The organism is Ancylobacter sp. IITR112 (genome assembly GCF_041415945.1).
Taxonomy (GTDB): Bacteria; Pseudomonadota; Alphaproteobacteria; order Rhizobiales; family Xanthobacteraceae; genus Ancylobacter.
The window spans coordinates 73,340-89,369 of record NZ_JBGCUS010000003.1 but is presented as its reverse complement, the minus strand read 5'-3'; the positions used below and the strand labels follow the sequence as shown (position 1 = coordinate 89,369).

The following is a 16,030-nucleotide window of genomic DNA, read 5'->3' as shown; positions in this document are numbered from 1 at the left end:
GGCTCGTCCTTCCGTCAGGCCGAACCAAGCTTAACTCCCTGTCCGGATTTCGGGGACCACCTCAGGCATGTCATTCGCCACCGTGAACTTCCATCTGAACAATGCCCGGAAGGCGCTCGATGCGGGAAGCCTGGCCCAGGCAACGGCTCTCGCCACGAAGCTCAAGCTCATCTGAGCGGACCCGCCTTCGTCCGTCCACCGGCACCGATGGGACACGACGCAGCACGTCGAGGAGCATCGAAAGGAGCGTCTGTTGGGCATGAACGCCTCGATCTTCAGCGTTTTGTCGCTATAGGGGATCGCGGCCGCGACTTCCTCGGGCTCGAGCACGACATAGTCGCCATTCTTGATCTCGTAGCCTTTGACCTGCTCCTCCCGCTCGACGGGATCACCGGTCTCGCTGTCGACGAACTCTCGGCGATTGCCGGTCGCGCGGTTGAGCGTGTTGAAGGCGATACGCTCAGACGAGGAGGCAGCCGTGTAAAGGCCGACGGCGAAGGCGACCTCTCCGAACTTGATGAAGCCCTTCCAATTGGCCTTTGCCGTCGCCATCACGCACACTCCGACACAACCAGCGCGAGTCAACAAACGGTCCGGCGAGCCTCTGGTTCCGGGTCGGGACGAATCCGACTTCAAAGGGTTGGCTCGCGTCGGTACTGCGCGGCTCGGAAGCAGAACCAGACAAGGCAGACCCCTTGCTATTCGGCAACATGCCGCCTATGTCTACGGCACCTTGCCGAATAGCAAAGGAGGCTTTCATGTCGATCGCCATCGTCGAGGAAGTCGCCCGCAAGCTCGGAGGCCAGAGCGTGCTCGGCACGGTCGTGCGCTCGCAGGCCGATCTGGCCCTCGCCGTCCGCAACAGGCTTCCCCTGTCCGCACTTCGTGGGCTCAGCCAGGCGGGCATGAGCGAGCAGGAGATCGAGAGGTTCGTGATCCCGCAACGCACCCGCCGGCACCGCGCCGACAAGCAGCAGCCGCTGACGGTCGATGAATCGGACCGGGCCGTGCGTCTGCTCCGCGTCCAATCCCTCGCTGAGCAGACCTTTGGCGAGCTCGACAAGGCCAATCGCTGGCTGCGCCGCCCGCTCACCGAGCTGGGCGGCGAGACGCCGCTCGTCGTGGCGCAGACCGAAGCCGGCGCGCGTGTGATCGAGACCATCCTCGGCAAGATCGCCTGGGGCGCGGCCGCCTGATGCTGCTCTGGCGCCTGTCGGGCAAGCAGCATGCGCGGGCGCTCGACGGCGGCTATGGCCTGCACTTCGACGGCCGCTGGAACACCGTGGGCCATGCCGTCACCTATTGCGCGACATCGCCCGCGCTCTGCGTCCTCGAAAAGCTCGTCCATGTGGAGGATCCCTCGCTCCTGCCGGAGCTGGTCATGGTCACCTATGAGATCCCCGACACTATCGCGATTGAGGACCTGCCGTTGGAAGGCCTTCCGACCGATTGGCGGCGGCACGAGGCCTGGAGCCAGGAGAAGGGCGACACTTGGCATGAGACGCGCGCCACCCTGCTGCTGCGCGTGCCCTCGGCGATCGTACCGATCGTCGGCTCTCCCGACCTGAACGTGCTGATCAACAACAGCCATCCGGCAGCGGCCGAGGTCCGCATCGTCGGCGAGGTGTCCTTCTCGCTCGATCCCCGGTTGTTCTGAGGCGAGTAGCGAAGGGCACTCGAGCCTGACGCAATGGCGTCGCCCCGCGGGCCGGGCTGTTGGCTGCGCTGAAGCCAGCAAGCCGCCTTCACCCCAAGGGCTTCCATCCCTGACGCGAAACGAGAAAAATCCTGTCGGAGGGGCAGAACGTCATGCTGGCTGCATTGCGGCGATGGATGGAGAACCGTAAGCAAATCCGCCGGAGGTGGCAGGCGGACGCCCGCCGCCTCATCGAACACGATGAACCGAACGCCTACTATGAGGCGCAGCGCTTGGCGGCGCGCTCCCGCGCGTTCGGGCAAGCCGGCGAATTCATCCATTGGGCTAAGGTGGCGGCCGAAGTGGCGAGGATCTCGCCGCATGCGCAGATGGATCTCGCGGTGGTCCAGGCGATCGTCGACAATGAGCCGCGGCGGGCGAGGGATTCCGGCTACCAGGGCGATTGAACGGACGGCTGGGCCGACGTCGCTTCGGCGCTGAAGCCGTCCATTCGACCTGAGAGGCTGATCGGGACTGGATCTGTTCTCGCGCCGCAGTGAGGTTCGGCGTCCGGGAAAAGAGCGTGCAAGAGGGTCCGGACCCCTCTCTGAGACGAGCCCGACCCCGCTCTCGTTGGATGGCTTTCCTGGTCCTCCGCCCGGCCTTCCACGATCAACGCAAGGGGTCGGCTATGCGATGCATGCCGCCGCTTCGGCTCTTGCCTGCGCGGTGATCGCGGCCGGTTGAGGACACTGACGGACGCCATCGAGCGGGGATCGGCCTCGCTCCAAGATGGAGCCCTCAGATGTCGCACGATCTTTCCCTCGCACAGTCCCACGCGTTCCAGCTCGCCCGCACCCTGATGGTCCCGGTCACGCTGTTCGAGGTCGACGGAGAGTTCGGCGTGATGCCGAGCGACGAACTCGACGATGCCGACGTGGTCGTCGTCCACGAATACGATCCCTACCAGTTCGGCCCGGCTCATTGAGCCGGGTTCGCCCGGACGAGCGCGTGCCGCTCGCGAGCGGGCGGCCGCAAGGGAGGCTGCGCCGCAGCTGGCCAAAGCCAGGGTGCTGCACACCCTGCAGGATTCACCAGTTGCCAGCCGCGCCCTTGCCCCCTTCGCTCTTCGCGGCGCCGGGGGATGGTCCCGCGAGGTGCGGGACGGGAAATCTCAAGCAGGAAAGGTCCGACCCGGAGGCGTGGCGGAAAACGAAAATGGAAAAGAAGGATATCGAGGAGCTGAGGAGCCGTGTGCCCTGTGCGGCCGTCATCCAGAAGGCGGGGTTTGCGATAGATCTGAAGGAGAGCACCCGCAAGGCGGTCAAGTATCGGCGTGGCGACGACATCATCATCGTGATCCATGACGGCAAGGGCTGGTTCGACGCCCGGTCCGAGGCCAAGGGTGACGTGTTCTCCCTTGTCATGCATCTCGACAGCATCGACTTTGCAGAGGCCACGCAGCGCGTTTCGGACCTCGTCGGCTTCGTGCCGAGCGAGCCCGTCTGGACCAGGCAGGCCCGCGAGCGCGATCCCGATATCGGCATTCCTGAGCGTTGGCGGGCATGCCGCAAACCATGGCGCGGCTCCATGACCTGGCGCTATCTGCGCGACGAGCGCGGCCTTCCGGAGTCCGTCATCCGCGCCGCCATCCAGCAGGACCGGCTGCGCGAGGGACCGCGCGGCAGCATGTGGGCAGCCCATGTCGACGAGACCGGCGCGGTTACAGGCTGGGAGGAACGCGGGCCGGAATGGCGCGGCTTCGCCACCGGCGGCGGCAAAGTCCTCTTCCGGCTCGGGCCGATCGCTGCCCGTCGGCTCTGTGTCACCGAGGCCGCGATCGACGCGATGAGCCTCTTCGCAATCGAAAGCCAGCGTTCCGACAGCCTTTATCTCAGCACCGGCGGAGGATGGGCGCCAGCGACCGAAGCCGCCATCCGGGTGCTCGCGTCGCGTCCCGGCGCCCTGCTTGTGGCGGCCACCGACAACAATGCGCAGGGCGAGGTCTATGCCGAGCGAATCGCGACGATCGCCGCAGCGGCGGCCGCAGATTACAGACGGCAAAAGCCTGCGCAGGAGGATTGGAACGAAGATCTGCGCGCAAGGAAGAGGAGGGAAAGAGAGAGCGGAGGAAACCGGCTGCCGCATGCCCGCCGGCCGCGTCAAGGGTGAAGCTTCGCCCGCTGCGCGGCCCTTGACCCGCCCGGGCTTCGATGCGGCCGCGGGGAGAGGTCCTGAAGGGCTGAAGATGATGGTGATCCAGGAGGATGCGCCGCGCTCCGGCCCGACGAGGCTGAAGGAGCCCCGACATGACCCTCTCCACCCCTGTCCGCAAGGTGTTTCAGGGCGTCCCCGACCGCCGCCAGATGTTTCGGATGTTCGACCGTCACACTCAGCGACCCAGCCGCTGCGAGGGCGATGCGCTCGCGCTCTACGCCGGCGAATGGTTCGAGATCGGCCAGATCGACCACGACTATATGTTCGAGATCCTGCCGCCGCTCTGGATGCGCGGCGACATGTTCGCGATGCGCGAATTCCTGACCGGCAGCGTCACCAGCGTCTTCTTCGCGCTGATGATCGATGGCCGCATGCGTCATTTTCATGGCTATTGCGATCTCGCCGACACGGCTTCGCCAGAGCGGATGCGTGCCACGATCATCGACCGGGAATCGCGGCCGGTGAAGGCGATGACGCGAACCGAGCGCCTCGAGCACATCTGGAGCGCAACGCATGACGACTATCGTAGCTATGCCGGGGACCGCTGGCCGGAGGCCGATCGCGGCAAGCGCACCGTGCTGTTCTACGGCGGACGGCAAGGGACCAGCTTGATCCTGCTCGACGGCCTGACCGACGCGCAGATCTCCGCCAAGCTGCCGGTGCATCTGCGCTACCTTCCCGACGCGATCGCGGCGTGAGGTGGGGGTCATGTTCACCTTCTCCGTGGAGGAAGTCCGCGCCGTCATCGCACGCGGAAAATCCGACGCCGCGACCAATGGCGGCTACCGCAATCCCCATTACGGTCTCGCGCCGGGCAAGGACGAACAGCCCGGCTTGTGGCTGGTGGGCGATGAAGGGGTCTACCTCCTCTCGAATGGCAAGCTCGCCGAGGGGCAGCGGGCCCTCGTCTGCTACGCCGAGGAGTGCGACCCGAAGACCAATCCCGACTACTGGCACTACAAGCGCCAGCATTTCGGCGGCGATGATGGGATCGAATTCCTCGACGCCGTCGAGCTCGAGAGGCTGATGGCCGCCGCACCCGGCGCCACGCACCTGACGATCGTGGCCACCGACACCAGCCTGTCGCTCTCCCTGATCCGTCGCTGACCCGGCAGGCCAGCCAGGCACGTCCTTCCCAACCATCGAGCGCGTCACGCCTTCGCCGGCCTCCGGCGGGGTCGATGGCGCGCGCCATCATCACAGGAGATCGCCACAATGGCGCAAGATCCCTTCACCCTCGACCTTTTCGGGAACACCGCGCTGTCGTCCGGCCTCGGCCTCGGCGTCACCGCATTCGCCCCAAGCTCTACCGAGGGACCGGATGACGACGATCCACCGCCCACGACGCCCGCGCCGGCCATGCTGAATGGTGCGGCTGAACGGCGACCCGCCGCGCCCCCTGCCGAGAGGGGCGAGAACTTTCATCTCATCGGGACGCGCCAGCTTGCCCGTTCGTGGAAGGACCGCGCCCGCGACAATCTCGCCGCGATACGCCTCTCGGCCGAAATCGAACAGGCGCAGCGCTCAGCCAAATCGGAGGAACAGTCGGCGCTGATCAAGTTCACCGGCTTCGGCGCCTCCGATCTCGCCAATGGGATGTTTCGCCGGCCCGGCGAGGACGGGTTCCGGAAGGGCTGGGAGACGCTCGGCAGCGGGTTGGTGGAAGCCGTAAGTAACGCGGACTATGCGTCGCTCGCACGCTGCACGCAGTACGCCCATTTCACGCCGGAGCCGATCGTTCGGGCAATCTGGACAGCGTTGCAGCGCTTCGGTTGGCGCGGTGGCCGCGTTCTGGAGCCGGGCATCGGCACAGGACTGTTCCCCGCCCTGATGCCGGAGGGTTTGCGGGCGTCGTCGCATGTCACGGGCGTCGAGCTCGATCCCGTCACAGCTCGGATCGTCCGGCTTCTTCAGCCCCGCGCCCGGATCATCACCGGCGACTTCGCCAGCGCCGACCTGTCGGCACATTTCGACCTGGCGATCGGCAATCCGCCCTTCTCCGACCGCACCGTGCGCTCGGATCGAGCCTTCCGCTCGCTCGGCTTGCGGCTGCACGACTACTTCATCGCCAAGGCGATCAGCCGGCTGAAGCCGGGAGCGCTCGCCGCCTTCGTCATCTCGCATGGCACCATGGACAAGGCGGACAGCTCGGCCCGCGCGCATATCGCGACCATGGCCGATCTCGTCGGCGCGGTCCGCCTGCCCGAGGGCAGCTTTCGCGCGGACGCCGGAACTGATGTGGTCGTCGACATCCTCTTTTTCCGTCGGCGCCGGGATGGCGAGCCGGAGGGCGACCTGTGCTGGCTCGACCTCGAGGAGGTCCGGCCCGCGACGGAAGACGAGGCGGCGATCCGGATCAACCGCTGGTTCGCGCGCCATCCCGGCATGGTGCTGGGAACGCATGGCCTCACCTCCGGTCCCTTCGGCGAGACTTACACCTGCCGCCCACGCGACGGCGAGGATCTCGATGCCGCGCTCGCCACTGCGCTCACCTTCCTTCCGGAAGACATCTATGACGGCGATCCGGAGTCGATCGACGCCGATCTTGATGAGCCGAGCCCGACCGCTGAGCTGCCCGGCGCGTCCCGAGTGCGGGAGGGAAGCTACTTCGTCGACAGCCGGCATGGCCTCATGCAGCTCGTCGACGGCGCGCCGGTCGCGATTCATGTGCGCAAGGGGCGCAGCGGTGATGGGATTCCGGAAAAGCACGTCCGCATCATCCGGAAGCTGATCCCGATCCGCGACGCGGTCCGCGAGGTGCTGAAAGCGCAAGAGTTCGACCAGCCATGGAAGCCGGCACAGGTAAAGCTGCGCATCGCCTGGTCAAACTTCGTGCGCGACTTCGGTCCGATCAACACCACCGTCGTCTCGACCAGCGAGGATGAGGAGACCGGCGAAGTGCGCGAGACGCATCGCCGCCCGAACATCCAGCCTTTCCTCGACGATCCCGATTGCTGGCTGGTCGCTTCGATCGAGGACTACGACCTCGAGAGCAACACCGCCAAACCTGGCCCGATCTTCACCGAGCGCGTCATTGCGCCGCCGACGGCGCCGATCATCACGTCTCCGGCCGATGGGCTCGCCGTTGTGCTTAACGAGCGCGGTCATGTCGATCCCGACCACATTGCCGAGCTGCTGCACCGCGATGTCGAGGATGTCATCGCAGAGCTCGGCAACGCCATCTTCCGCGACCCGGCCGACGGCTCCTGGCAGACAGCCGACGCCTATCTCTCGGGGGCGGTCCGTTCGAAGCTCGTCGCCGCGCAGGCCGCAGCCGCGCTCGATCCGGCGTACCAGCGCAATGTCACCGCATTGCAGGCCGTCCAGCCGGCCGACCTTCGGCCCTCTGACATCACCGCGCGTCTTGGCGCACCGTGGATTCCGGCCGCCGATATCGTCGCCTTCATCAAGGAGACGATGGGCGCCCAGATCAAAATCCATCACACGCCGGAGCTGGCATCCTGGACCGTCGAGGCCCGGCAGCTCGGATATATGGCGGCCGGCACGTCGGAGTGGGGCACCGACCGGCGGCACGCCGGCCAGCTCCTATCGGATGCGCTGAACTCGTCGGTGCCGCAGATCTTCGACATCGTGAAGGACGGCGACACCGAGCGCCGCGTGCTCAATGTCGTCGACACGGAAGCCGCCAGGGAGAAGCTTACCAAGATCAAGACAGCCTTCCAGAACTGGATCTGGTCCGATCCAGACCGAACCGACCGGCTGGCGCGGGTCTACAATGACCGCTTCAACAATATCGCGCCCCGCGCCTTCAACGGCGATCATCTCCAGCTTCCGGGCGCCTCTGGCGCCTTTTCGCTTTATGGCCACCAGAAGCGGGTCATCTGGCGCATCATTTCGTCGGGCAGCACCTACGTCGCCCACGCCGTCGGCGCCGGCAAGACCATGTCTATCGCCGCCGCGATCATGGAGCAGCGCCGGCTGGGCCTGATCGCCAAGGCCATGCTGGTCGTTCCCGGCCACTGCCTGGCGCAGGCCGCGCGCGAGTTCCTGGCGCTCTACCCGAATGCCCGCATCCTCGTCGCCGACGAGACCAACTTCACCAAGGATAAGCGGCACCGGTTTCTCAGTCGCGCGGCAACAGCGACCTGGGATGCCATCATCATCACCCACAGCGCGTTCCGCTTCATCGGCGTGCCGTCGGCTTTCGAGCAGCAGATGATCCAGGAGGAGCTTGAGCTCTACGAGGAGCTGCTGACCAAGGTCGAGAGCGACGACCGCGTGTCGCGCAAGCGGCTCGAACGCCTGAAGGAGGGTCTGAAGGAAAGGCTGGAGGCGCTCTCGACGCGCAAGGACGACCTCCTCACCATCTCCGAGATCGGCGTCGACCAGATCATCGTCGATGAGGCCCAGGAGTTCCGCAAGCTCAGCTTCGCGACGAATATGAGCACGCTGAAAGGCATCGATCCGAATGGCTCGCAGCGGGCCTGGGACCTGTTCGTCAAAGCCCGCTTCATCGAGACGAAGAACCCGGGCCGGGCGCTGGTGCTGGCCTCGGGCACGCCGATAACCAACACCTTGGGTGAAATGTTCACCGTGCAGCGGCTGCTCGGCCACGCGGCGCTGCGCGAGCGCGGCCTGCACGAGTTCGATGCCTGGGCCTCGACCTTCGGCGATGCGTCCACCGAACTCGAGTTGCAACCTTCGGGCAAATACAAGCCGGTGACGCGCTTCGCCCAGTTCGTCAACGTCGCCGAACTGATCGCCATGTTCCGCTCTTTCGCGGACGTGGTGATGCCGGCCGACCTTCGCCACTACGTGAAGGTGCCGGAAATCTCCGGCGGCAAGCGCCAGATCATCACCGCGCCGCCGAGCGCGGCGTTCAAGGCCTATCAGCGCCAGCTCGACGCCCGCATCACCGCCATCGAGCAACGCGACCGCCCGCCCGAGCCCGGCGACGACATCCTGCTCTCCGTCATCACCGACGGACGCCATGCCGCGATCGACCTGAGGTTGGTCGATCCCGACAACGACAATGAACCGGGCAACAAGCTCAACCAGCTCGTCGCGAACGCCTTCCGCATCTGGCAGGAGACGGCGGTAAATACCTATGTCCGGGCCGACGGGAAGCCCTACGAGCTGCCCGGCGCCGCGCAGATGATCTTCTCGGACCTGGGCACGCTCAGTGTCGAGAAGAGCCGCGGCTTCTCAGCCTATCGCTGGATTCGGGATGAACTCGTCCGGCTCGGCGTGCCCGCTTCCGAAATCGCCTTCATCCAGGACTTCAAGAAGTCGGAGGCCAAGCAGCGGCTGTTCGGCGACGTCCGGGCCGGCAAGGTTCGTTTCCTTCTCGGCAGCTCGGAGACGATGGGCACCGGCGTCAACGTGCAGCTTCGCCTGAAGGCGCTGCACCACATGGACGTGCCCTGGTTGCCGTCACAGATCGAGCAGCGCGAGGGGAGGATCGCTCGCCAGGGCAATCAGCACGATGTCGTCGACATCTTCGCCTATGCCACGCTCGGATCGCTCGACGCCACCATGTGGCAGAACAACGAGCGCAAGGCCCGCTTCATTGCTGCGGCGCTCTCGGGCGACACCTCGATCCGCAGGATTGAGGATATGGGCGAGGGACAGGCCTCGCAGTTCGCCATGGCCAAGGCCATTGCCAGCGGCGACCAGCGTTTGATGCAGAAAGCCGGCCTCGAGGCCGAGATCGCCCGTCTCGATCGCCTTCGCGCCGCCCATGTCGATGACCAGCACGCCATTCGCCGGCAAATTCGCGACGCCGAGCGCGACATCGAGATCTCGGCACGGCGGATCGGTGAGATCGGGCAGGACATCGAACGCCTTGTGCCCACGACCGGAGACAGCTTCGTCATGACCGTGACCGGCACGGCCTATAACGAGCGCAAGCTCGCCGGCCGGGCGCTGATGAAGGAGATCCTCACCCTCGTCCAGCTCCAGCACGAAGGAGAGGCCGGCATCGCCACGATCGGCGGCTTCGACCTCGAATTCTGCGGAGAGCGCTTCGGAAAGGACGGCTTCCACTACAGCACCATGCTGCTGCGCACGGGCGCCGAGTACGAGATCGAGCTGCCCGTCACCGTCACGCCGATCGGCGCCGTCGCCCGGCTCGAGCACGCCCTGTCCGGCTTCGAGGACGAGCGGCAGAACTATGGCTGGCGGCTGGAAAGCGCGCGCAAGCGCCTCGCCTCCTACCAGGCGCGCGTCGGCGAAGCTTTCGCCTTCGACGCGGAACTCGAGATGAAACGCGAGCAACTGGCGGAGGTCGAGGCGCAGCTCGCGTCGAACGCGGGCGAGGGCGGCGCCGACGGGGAGGGCGCCGAAGGCGGTCGGATTGCGGCGTAGTGACGTCGCCTGGCGATCGCGTCGGCTCGCGCTGTGGAGGTGAGGAAGCGTGTCGACCGTCAGACGCATCGTCTATGTGCGATGATCCGTTGGGGGGTCGTCGTCCGGAGAAACGCCGGTTCCGAAGCCAGCGCCCATGCCGCCCATCCCCATGCCGCCGCCCATTCCGGCGCCGGCGCCGGAGCCCTTCCCCGAGCCCTCCCGCCCGCTCTCGCCTTTGCCTCGCCCGCCCGAGCTCGAGGGCCGGGTAGGGCCTTGCTGAGGGATGGCTAGGTCCGTCGGGATCGGTCCGATATCGAGCGCTTCGCGGATGAAGCTGCGCAGCGACACCACGAGCTCATCCGTGCGAACAGGGCGCCCGGCCAACAGCTCACGCACGGCACGTTCTGCGAGGCGAACCTGCTCTTCGGTGCCGAGCAGGATGATGTCGGAAAGCGCCGCCTCCACCGCATCGCGAATACGGCGCCTCCGGTCCGAGGGGCCACTGCGTTCGGCACCCGGATCCTCGCCCTCGTCGTCCGGCTCTTCGTCTCCCACAGCTTCGCGATCCTGCCGATTCACATCGCGCAGATGCCTGGGATCGACGGTGAGATTGCCGGTGAACGAACCTCCGAGCGTCTTGTAGGCGGCGATCAGCGTGCGCAGCCGCTCATTGATCTGGCGGTTCATGCGCTCCCGCCGTTGCTGGATCGTGAACATCATCAGCAGGCGGATGCCGATGCTGATCAGGGTGAACAGCGCGAGCCCGATCAGCGTGACGAGCACGCTTTGCCAGGAGCTGAAATCAATGCCGCGCAAGGCTGCCTCCGCGATCCGTTTCCGTTGCGCCGCGTGAGGCGCGCGCCATCAGATAGAGGGAAAAGGAAAATGGGAAGGAGAGAAACCTTGCTCGCCGATCGGCCGAACCGGCGACGCTGAAGCTCAACCGCGGCCTGCGCGATCCCGGCCACGGCGTCCTGCGCAGGGCTTGACGCCCCGCTTGGCCGGCCGGGCAGGGATGCTCGGCTGCAGTTGCACCGGCCCGTCCGCTCCGCGGGCCGGGGGAGGTCTTCGAGAAGAAGACGAGAAAGGACCCGCGAAGGGCGGGGTCCGAAATCCCCCACAAGGAGCTTCCCATGCATCTCATCAAGGTCGATCCGCGCGCGCTGAAGGAGAATCCCGACAAGACGCGCCGGACCAAGTCGACGGCACAGGCCGATGCGCTGCTGCTGGCGACGATCAAGGTTGTCGGCATCGTGCAGCCGCCTGTCGTCGCCCCCGAGACCGGCGGCGGCAACGGCTACATCATCAATGCGGGCCATCGCCGTGTGAGGCAGGCGATCGCCGCCGGCCACGATGTGATTGAGGTCCTCGTCGAGGAGGCGTCGAACGACAATGGCGCGATGCGCTCCATGGTCGAGAACATCGCCCGCGAGCCGCTGAACCCGGTCGACCAGTGGCGCGCGATCGAACGCCTCGTCGCGCTCGGCTGGACCGAGGAGGCGATCGGCGTCGCGCTTGCTTTGCCGGTCCGCCAGATCAAGAAGCTGCGTCTTCTCGCCAATGTCCTGCCGGCCATGCTGGACCACATGGCGAAGGGCGATATGCCGAACGAAAAGCAGTTGCGCACCATTGCGGCGGCCTCGCTCGAGGAGCAGCACGAGGTCTGGAAGAAGCACAAGCCGTCCAAGGCCGATCCGCAGGTCGCCTGGTACAACGTCGCGAACGGTCTGGAAAAGACCCGGATGTACGCGAAGGATGCGAGCTTCGATGACGAACTCGCCAAGGCCTACGGCATCGCCTGGGTCGAGGACCTGTTCGCATCGGCCGACGAGGACAGCCGCTACACCACCGATGTCGAGGCCTTTCTCGGGGCCCAGCAGGAGTGGATGTCGAACCACCTGCCCAAGCGCGGCGTCATCGTCGAGGCCGACACCTGGGGACGCGCGAAGCTGCCTCCCAAGGCCGAGCGGGTCTACGGAAAGCCGGGCAAGTCCGACCACGCTGCGATGTTCGTCGATCGCGAAGGCAAGGTGCAGACGGTCCACTACCGGATGCCTGAGCCGAAGACGGCCAAGGGCAAGGCCGGACCGGCCGGTGGCGCTCCTGGTGACGACGCCATCGTGGCTACGAAGCCGCGCCCGGACGTGACCCGTAGGGGCATCGAAATGGTCGGGGATTTCCGGACCGATGCGCTGCATGAAGCGCTCGCCCGGGCCCCGATCGAGGACGACACGCTGCTGGCGCTGCTCGTCCTGGCGTTCGCCGGCCGAAACATCTCCATCGCGTCCGGCGCGTCTGGCGACGTCTATGGCTACGCTCGCATGGATCGCCATGCCGCACGGCTGGTCGGCAGTGAAGGCAAGCTCGAGTTCGACCGCGAGACGCTGCAGCAGGCGGCCCGCGGCGTCCTCATCGATGTGCTGTCCTGCCGGGAGAACCGCACCGACTCCGGCATCGTCGCACGGCTCGCCGGCGACGCCATCGGCGCCGACGGCTTCCTTCCGAACATGGGCACGGACGAATTCCTCTCGTGCCTGTCCCGCGCCGCGCTCGAAGGCTCGTGCAAGGACACCCCTGTCCTGCCGCGCCAGAAGGTGAAGGACACCCGCGCCGCTCTCGTCGAGCACTTCAAGGAGGAGCGGTTCGTTCATCCGTCGGCGCTGTTCGCGCCCGACGCGACGAAGCTCGCGAGCTGGCTGGTGAAGCACGAGGCGAGCGAGGACGACGATCTCGACGAGGGGGCGGGCGAGCCGGACAGCACGGAGCCGGACGAGGCGCCCGACGAGGGAGCCTACGGCGTCGCGGCCGAATAGCCGGCCCACCTTTCCGCACTGCGAATCCATCCCGCCGCCGGCTCTGCCGGCGGCGCTTTCGTTTTCACGCATGCGCAATCACGGAGGACATCATGTCCGCGCACACGATCTACGACAACGCGCCGATCGGCTCCCTCGTCGCCTGGTCCGACGGAACGCCGCGCCCGCCCGACCGCTTCACCAGGAAGCTGTCCGCCTGGCAGACCCACAACAGCAAGGGCCGCCTGATCGAGAAGCAGGGGGAGCGCGGGATCGGCAGCGTCGGCCTGTCCGCCAGCTTCACCCTGCACGAGGCGGACTATGGCGCTGGCGGCGTCATCGCGATGCGCGTCCACCGGACGTTCTCGATCGACTCGAAGCTCCACTTCACGATCCTCGAGCGCCCGGCCATCGGCGCGGTGCGAATCTTCGACCGCGCCGGCCCCGGCGCCGAGCTCGTCCATCTCGCTGCGCATCGGCAGGCTGCCGAAGAGTGGCTCTCCCGTCATGGCTATCCGCGCGCCGTGCTCGAGGAGGTCACCGCCGACGAGGTCGGCGCCGACATCGTCGAGGGGAGGATCGTCGCATGACCATGCTGGCGTCTCCGAACGAAGCTGCCGACCCCACCACCGGATTTCCGGAAGTGGCGTTCGGCCACAGCGCCGACGGCTTTGCCGTCGCCCGCGTGGCCGACACCGCGTTCGCCATGCTGCCCTCGCGCGACGGACGTTTCACTCTCGCGAGTGGCTGGCGCATCGGCCGCCCCATGGAGCAATGGGTGCGCGCCGATTTCTACGGTCATTCCGGCGAACTCGCCGATGAGGCGGCCTTTCGCGCGAAGGTCATGGAGAACGCCGAGCATCAGCGCGAGAAGCCTGCGCTGCGCCGCCGCGAGATCCGCGCGACGGCAAGCACGCCCTGGGGCCCGTCGCAGGGCGCGACCCTCTATGCCGAGGATGTCGTCTTCCATTCCACGGCCGGTCATGGAGGCATCCACCTCTCGGCGGCGCGCAACCGCATGGTCCATCCCATGCTTCGTGCCGAGGGCGGCTGGTACGAGGAAGATGAAGCCTGGGCGATCGTCGCCATCACCTTCCCGCAGCTGTTCACCGCCTTCGAGCGGCGCTGCGCCGAGCAGACGATCAAGGACAGCTGGCCGGAGGCATGGGAGGGGATCTTCGGGACCATCCTCGCCCCCGGCCAATCCCGCGAGAAGGATCGCCGGGCATTCGAGCAGAAGCACGCCGGCGACTGGATCGTGATCTCGGACATCACCTCGAACAACGAGAAAGGCATGGTCGAAATCGTCGCGACGCTGGGCGGTCGACGTGGCCCTGGCATCAAGGAGCGTCGCTTCCTCGTCCCGTCGGAAGAGTACCGAAGTGGCCCCTTCGGCTTCGTCATCGATGAGGATCGCCATCGGATCTATTCCGGCCCGTCGAGCTTCCTCGGCTGGACCCGATAGGAGGCGGCGATGCCCTGGAAAATCATCGCTTCCGCCTTCGGATGGAAGGCCGCCCACGACGACGACGAGAATCTTCTCGTCGTCTGGCACCCCTAGCTGTGCCGCCACTATTCCGGCACAGACGCCTGGAGGCAGGCGGTCCTGCTGTCGATCCGGTCGCCGTCGGCGCACCCGCTGCTCCGCAGGGAGGATCGGCCATGACCACGTACCTGGTCGCCGTTCATCTGCTGGTCGAGGCGGGGCCGGAGCCACGCGTCGCCATCGATGCGGCTCTTCATGACATCCTCAGCGATGCCATGCGGCAGAATGCCGGCGGGCGATCCCCGCTGGTCGACTGGGCGATTGCTGGCGAGGATCTCGCATCCTCGATCACCCCGGTCGTGTTGCCCGCCTCCTATGCACCGGACACCAGCCCGTTTCCGGCATGGCCGGCGGGATGTTCACGGAGCCGGGCCCGACGGAGTTCGTCATGAATCCCCCGGCCGGCTCCGAGGTCCGCCGCCAGATCGCGCGCATCGAGCGGCAGATCGAGTACCGTGCGGAACGCAAGACCAACACCGCAAAGGCAAAAGCCCGGCCTTCGAGGCGCTGTCGGGCCGGGTGGACGCCGGCGGATGAGCGGCTCTTCCGCGAGCATGTCGAACGCCTCACCTTCGAGCGCCGCGACGAGATCGAGGCGCTCTCGTGAGAACCCGCCGGCTGGGCCGTCCGGTTGCAGCATTGAGCGTGCACGCGGATCGAGCTTGAGCTAACCTTCCGGAGTCATAGGAAACTCCATCATGGATGAGACGACGCGCGCCGCGTTCGAGCGGCTCCTCAGCATCGCCCGCAGCGACACCGGGCAGTCGCGCCGTGTCGCCGGCTTCATCCTCGCCTGGTGGAACGCGGTCGATCTCGGCGGCTTCGACATCGCGGACCTCTTCGCCGTCGACGAGGCCATCGCCCATGACATGGCGACGGTCTTTGCCTATGTCGCCGGCCGACCTGTGGCGGAGTACCCCGAGGCCTACCGGACCGAGATCGAGGACGTCATCCAGCAGTGGCGGCCGGACGTGTGGGCGAAGGCAACCGAAGCGGTGTGACGCCCGCCTCCGGGCTGTCTCTAACGGTCCGTCTGCTTGCAGCGGATCCTCGCCTGTCTCGCATTCGCCGTTTGCCGTCCATCTCGACGATCGCTGTGTGGCTCTCTCCAAATCGCTGTCACAGACGGCCATGGCGTTCGGATGTGGAGCGCTGCGCGGGGGCTCTCCGGCCGATCTCTTCGCCTGCACCTGGTCCTGGCCGACCGGGAAAGCAGGTCCGCGGTAGCGGGTCATGTCGGCCTTCCCATATCGGTTTCGAAGCCCGGGCACAGGTCCCTGCCGGTCATCCCCTCGGGTTTTGCTGCGGTCGTAAACCGGCGGCCGGCCGCTTCAAGGCCGCGTTCCGCGCCGCCTGGCGGCCGGACCCGTCAGGCTCGGCAAAGCGGACCCGCGTCCCGCGCGAGGGCTGAAAGCCCTGCTTGTCCGCAGGCCCGCTTCGCTCGCCTCGCCGTCTCCGGACCCTGAAGCATCCGCCTTTCGCCGGTTTCTCTCGACCGCACCCGAAGGGATGACCGGCAAGGGCCGGCCC

At 66.6% G+C, this 16,030-nt stretch carries 15 protein-coding genes and 1 pseudogene; 14 read left to right on the top strand and 2 right to left on the bottom strand.

The window, feature by feature from the left end:
- Positions 1-255: 255 nt before the first annotated feature.
- Positions 256-552 (bottom strand): annotated as a pseudogene (locus AAC979_RS22845) (Ku protein); the annotation flags it as partial.
- 206 nt (positions 553-758) lie between these two features.
- On the opposite strand from AAC979_RS22845, the gene AAC979_RS22840 reads away from it, so the two are divergent.
- The 8 genes from AAC979_RS22840 to AAC979_RS22805 all read left to right on the top strand — a co-directional run bounded on the left by AAC979_RS22840 (position 759) and on the right by AAC979_RS22805 (position 10,180).
- Positions 759-1,196, top strand: a complete 438-nt coding sequence (locus AAC979_RS22840; RefSeq protein ID WP_371349282.1) for an antitoxin Xre/MbcA/ParS toxin-binding domain-containing protein — start codon at positions 759-761, stop codon at positions 1,194-1,196.
- Positions 1,196-1,657 (top strand): RES family NAD+ phosphorylase, encoded by a 462-nt coding sequence (locus tag AAC979_RS22835; RefSeq protein WP_371349281.1) that lies wholly within the window; start codon positions 1,196-1,198, stop codon positions 1,655-1,657. Before AAC979_RS22840 ends, AAC979_RS22835 begins: the two co-directional genes overlap by 1 nt.
- Before the next feature lie 152 nt (positions 1,658-1,809).
- Complete coding sequence (locus tag AAC979_RS22830) at positions 1,810-2,103, top strand: hypothetical protein (RefSeq protein WP_371349280.1); 294 nt, start codon at positions 1,810-1,812, stop codon at positions 2,101-2,103.
- A gap of 338 nt (positions 2,104-2,441) precedes the next feature.
- Complete coding sequence (locus tag AAC979_RS22825; RefSeq protein ID WP_069694193.1) at positions 2,442-2,624, top strand: hypothetical protein; 183 nt, start codon at positions 2,442-2,444, stop codon at positions 2,622-2,624.
- Between the two features lie 230 nt (positions 2,625-2,854).
- Complete coding sequence (locus tag AAC979_RS22820) at positions 2,855-3,808, top strand: DUF3991 and toprim domain-containing protein (RefSeq protein WP_371349354.1); 954 nt, start codon at positions 2,855-2,857, stop codon at positions 3,806-3,808.
- A gap of 137 nt (positions 3,809-3,945) precedes the next feature.
- Positions 3,946-4,551 (top strand): DUF1419 domain-containing protein, encoded by a 606-nt coding sequence (locus AAC979_RS22815; RefSeq protein ID WP_371349279.1) that lies wholly within the window; start codon positions 3,946-3,948, stop codon positions 4,549-4,551.
- Positions 4,552-4,561: 10 nt separating this feature from the next.
- Positions 4,562-4,960: a DUF3085 domain-containing protein gene (locus AAC979_RS22810; RefSeq protein WP_371349278.1), complete on the top strand. Its 399-nt coding sequence runs from the start codon at positions 4,562-4,564 to the stop codon at positions 4,958-4,960.
- A gap of 108 nt (positions 4,961-5,068) precedes the next feature.
- Complete coding sequence (locus tag AAC979_RS22805; RefSeq protein ID WP_371349277.1) at positions 5,069-10,180, top strand: helicase-related protein; 5,112 nt, start codon at positions 5,069-5,071, stop codon at positions 10,178-10,180.
- A gap of 72 nt (positions 10,181-10,252) precedes the next feature.
- On the opposite strand, the gene AAC979_RS22800 is transcribed toward AAC979_RS22805, so the two are convergent.
- Positions 10,253-10,978, bottom strand: a complete 726-nt coding sequence (locus AAC979_RS22800) for a hypothetical protein (protein ID WP_371349276.1) — start codon at positions 10,976-10,978, stop codon at positions 10,253-10,255.
- A gap of 317 nt (positions 10,979-11,295) precedes the next feature.
- On the opposite strand from AAC979_RS22800, the gene AAC979_RS22795 reads away from it, so the two are divergent.
- The 6 genes from AAC979_RS22795 to AAC979_RS22770 all read left to right on the top strand — a co-directional run bounded on the left by AAC979_RS22795 (position 11,296) and on the right by AAC979_RS22770 (position 15,501).
- Entirely contained in the window at positions 11,296-12,975 is a 1,680-nt protein-coding gene (locus AAC979_RS22795) for a ParB/RepB/Spo0J family partition protein (RefSeq protein WP_371349275.1), read from the top strand.
- A gap of 92 nt (positions 12,976-13,067) precedes the next feature.
- Positions 13,068-13,544 carry a hypothetical protein gene (locus AAC979_RS22790; protein ID WP_371349274.1) on the top strand — a complete coding sequence of 159 codons (477 nt, stop codon included), beginning with the start codon at positions 13,068-13,070 and terminating at the stop codon, positions 13,542-13,544.
- Entirely contained in the window at positions 13,541-14,419 is an 879-nt protein-coding gene (locus AAC979_RS22785) for a hypothetical protein (RefSeq protein WP_371349273.1), read from the top strand. The genes AAC979_RS22790 and AAC979_RS22785 overlap by 4 nt, the downstream gene beginning before the upstream one ends.
- A 197-nt stretch (positions 14,420-14,616) precedes the next feature.
- Positions 14,617-14,892 carry a hypothetical protein gene (locus AAC979_RS22780; protein WP_371349272.1) on the top strand — a complete coding sequence of 92 codons (276 nt, stop codon included), beginning with the start codon at positions 14,617-14,619 and terminating at the stop codon, positions 14,890-14,892.
- Positions 14,889-15,107: a hypothetical protein gene (locus tag AAC979_RS22775; RefSeq protein ID WP_371349271.1), complete on the top strand. Its 219-nt coding sequence runs from the start codon at positions 14,889-14,891 to the stop codon at positions 15,105-15,107. The genes AAC979_RS22780 and AAC979_RS22775 overlap by 4 nt, the downstream gene beginning before the upstream one ends.
- A 91-nt stretch (positions 15,108-15,198) precedes the next feature.
- Positions 15,199-15,501 (top strand): hypothetical protein, encoded by a 303-nt coding sequence (locus AAC979_RS22770; RefSeq protein WP_371349270.1) that lies wholly within the window; start codon positions 15,199-15,201, stop codon positions 15,499-15,501.
- The last annotated feature ends 529 nt before the right edge of the window (positions 15,502-16,030 follow it).

Excerpts from the sequence above, each read along its gene's own strand:
- AAC979_RS22840 (WP_371349282.1), top strand. The coding sequence starts at position 759 with ATGTCGATCGCCATCGTCGAGGAAGTCGCCCGCAAGCTCGGAGGCCAG.
- AAC979_RS22825 (WP_069694193.1), top strand. The coding sequence starts at position 2,442 with ATGTCGCACGATCTTTCCCTCGCACAGTCCCACGCGTTCCAGCTCGCC.
- AAC979_RS22810 (WP_371349278.1), top strand. The coding sequence starts at position 4,562 with ATGTTCACCTTCTCCGTGGAGGAAGTCCGCGCCGTCATCGCACGCGGA.
- AAC979_RS22830 (WP_371349280.1), top strand. The coding sequence starts at position 1,810 with ATGCTGGCTGCATTGCGGCGATGGATGGAGAACCGTAAGCAAATCCGC.
- AAC979_RS22805 (WP_371349277.1), top strand. The coding sequence starts at position 5,069 with ATGGCGCAAGATCCCTTCACCCTCGACCTTTTCGGGAACACCGCGCTG.
- AAC979_RS22790 (WP_371349274.1), top strand. The coding sequence starts at position 13,068 with ATGTCCGCGCACACGATCTACGACAACGCGCCGATCGGCTCCCTCGTC.
- AAC979_RS22820 (WP_371349354.1), top strand. The coding sequence starts at position 2,855 with ATGGAAAAGAAGGATATCGAGGAGCTGAGGAGCCGTGTGCCCTGTGCG.
- AAC979_RS22795 (WP_371349275.1), top strand. The coding sequence starts at position 11,296 with ATGCATCTCATCAAGGTCGATCCGCGCGCGCTGAAGGAGAATCCCGAC.
- AAC979_RS22780 (WP_371349272.1), top strand. The coding sequence starts at position 14,617 with ATGACCACGTACCTGGTCGCCGTTCATCTGCTGGTCGAGGCGGGGCCG.
- AAC979_RS22815 (WP_371349279.1), top strand. The coding sequence starts at position 3,946 with ATGACCCTCTCCACCCCTGTCCGCAAGGTGTTTCAGGGCGTCCCCGAC.
- AAC979_RS22785 (WP_371349273.1), top strand. The coding sequence starts at position 13,541 with ATGACCATGCTGGCGTCTCCGAACGAAGCTGCCGACCCCACCACCGGA.
- AAC979_RS22770 (WP_371349270.1), top strand. The coding sequence starts at position 15,199 with ATGGATGAGACGACGCGCGCCGCGTTCGAGCGGCTCCTCAGCATCGCC.
- AAC979_RS22775 (WP_371349271.1), top strand. The coding sequence starts at position 14,889 with ATGAATCCCCCGGCCGGCTCCGAGGTCCGCCGCCAGATCGCGCGCATC.
- AAC979_RS22835 (WP_371349281.1), top strand. The coding sequence starts at position 1,196 with ATGCTGCTCTGGCGCCTGTCGGGCAAGCAGCATGCGCGGGCGCTCGAC.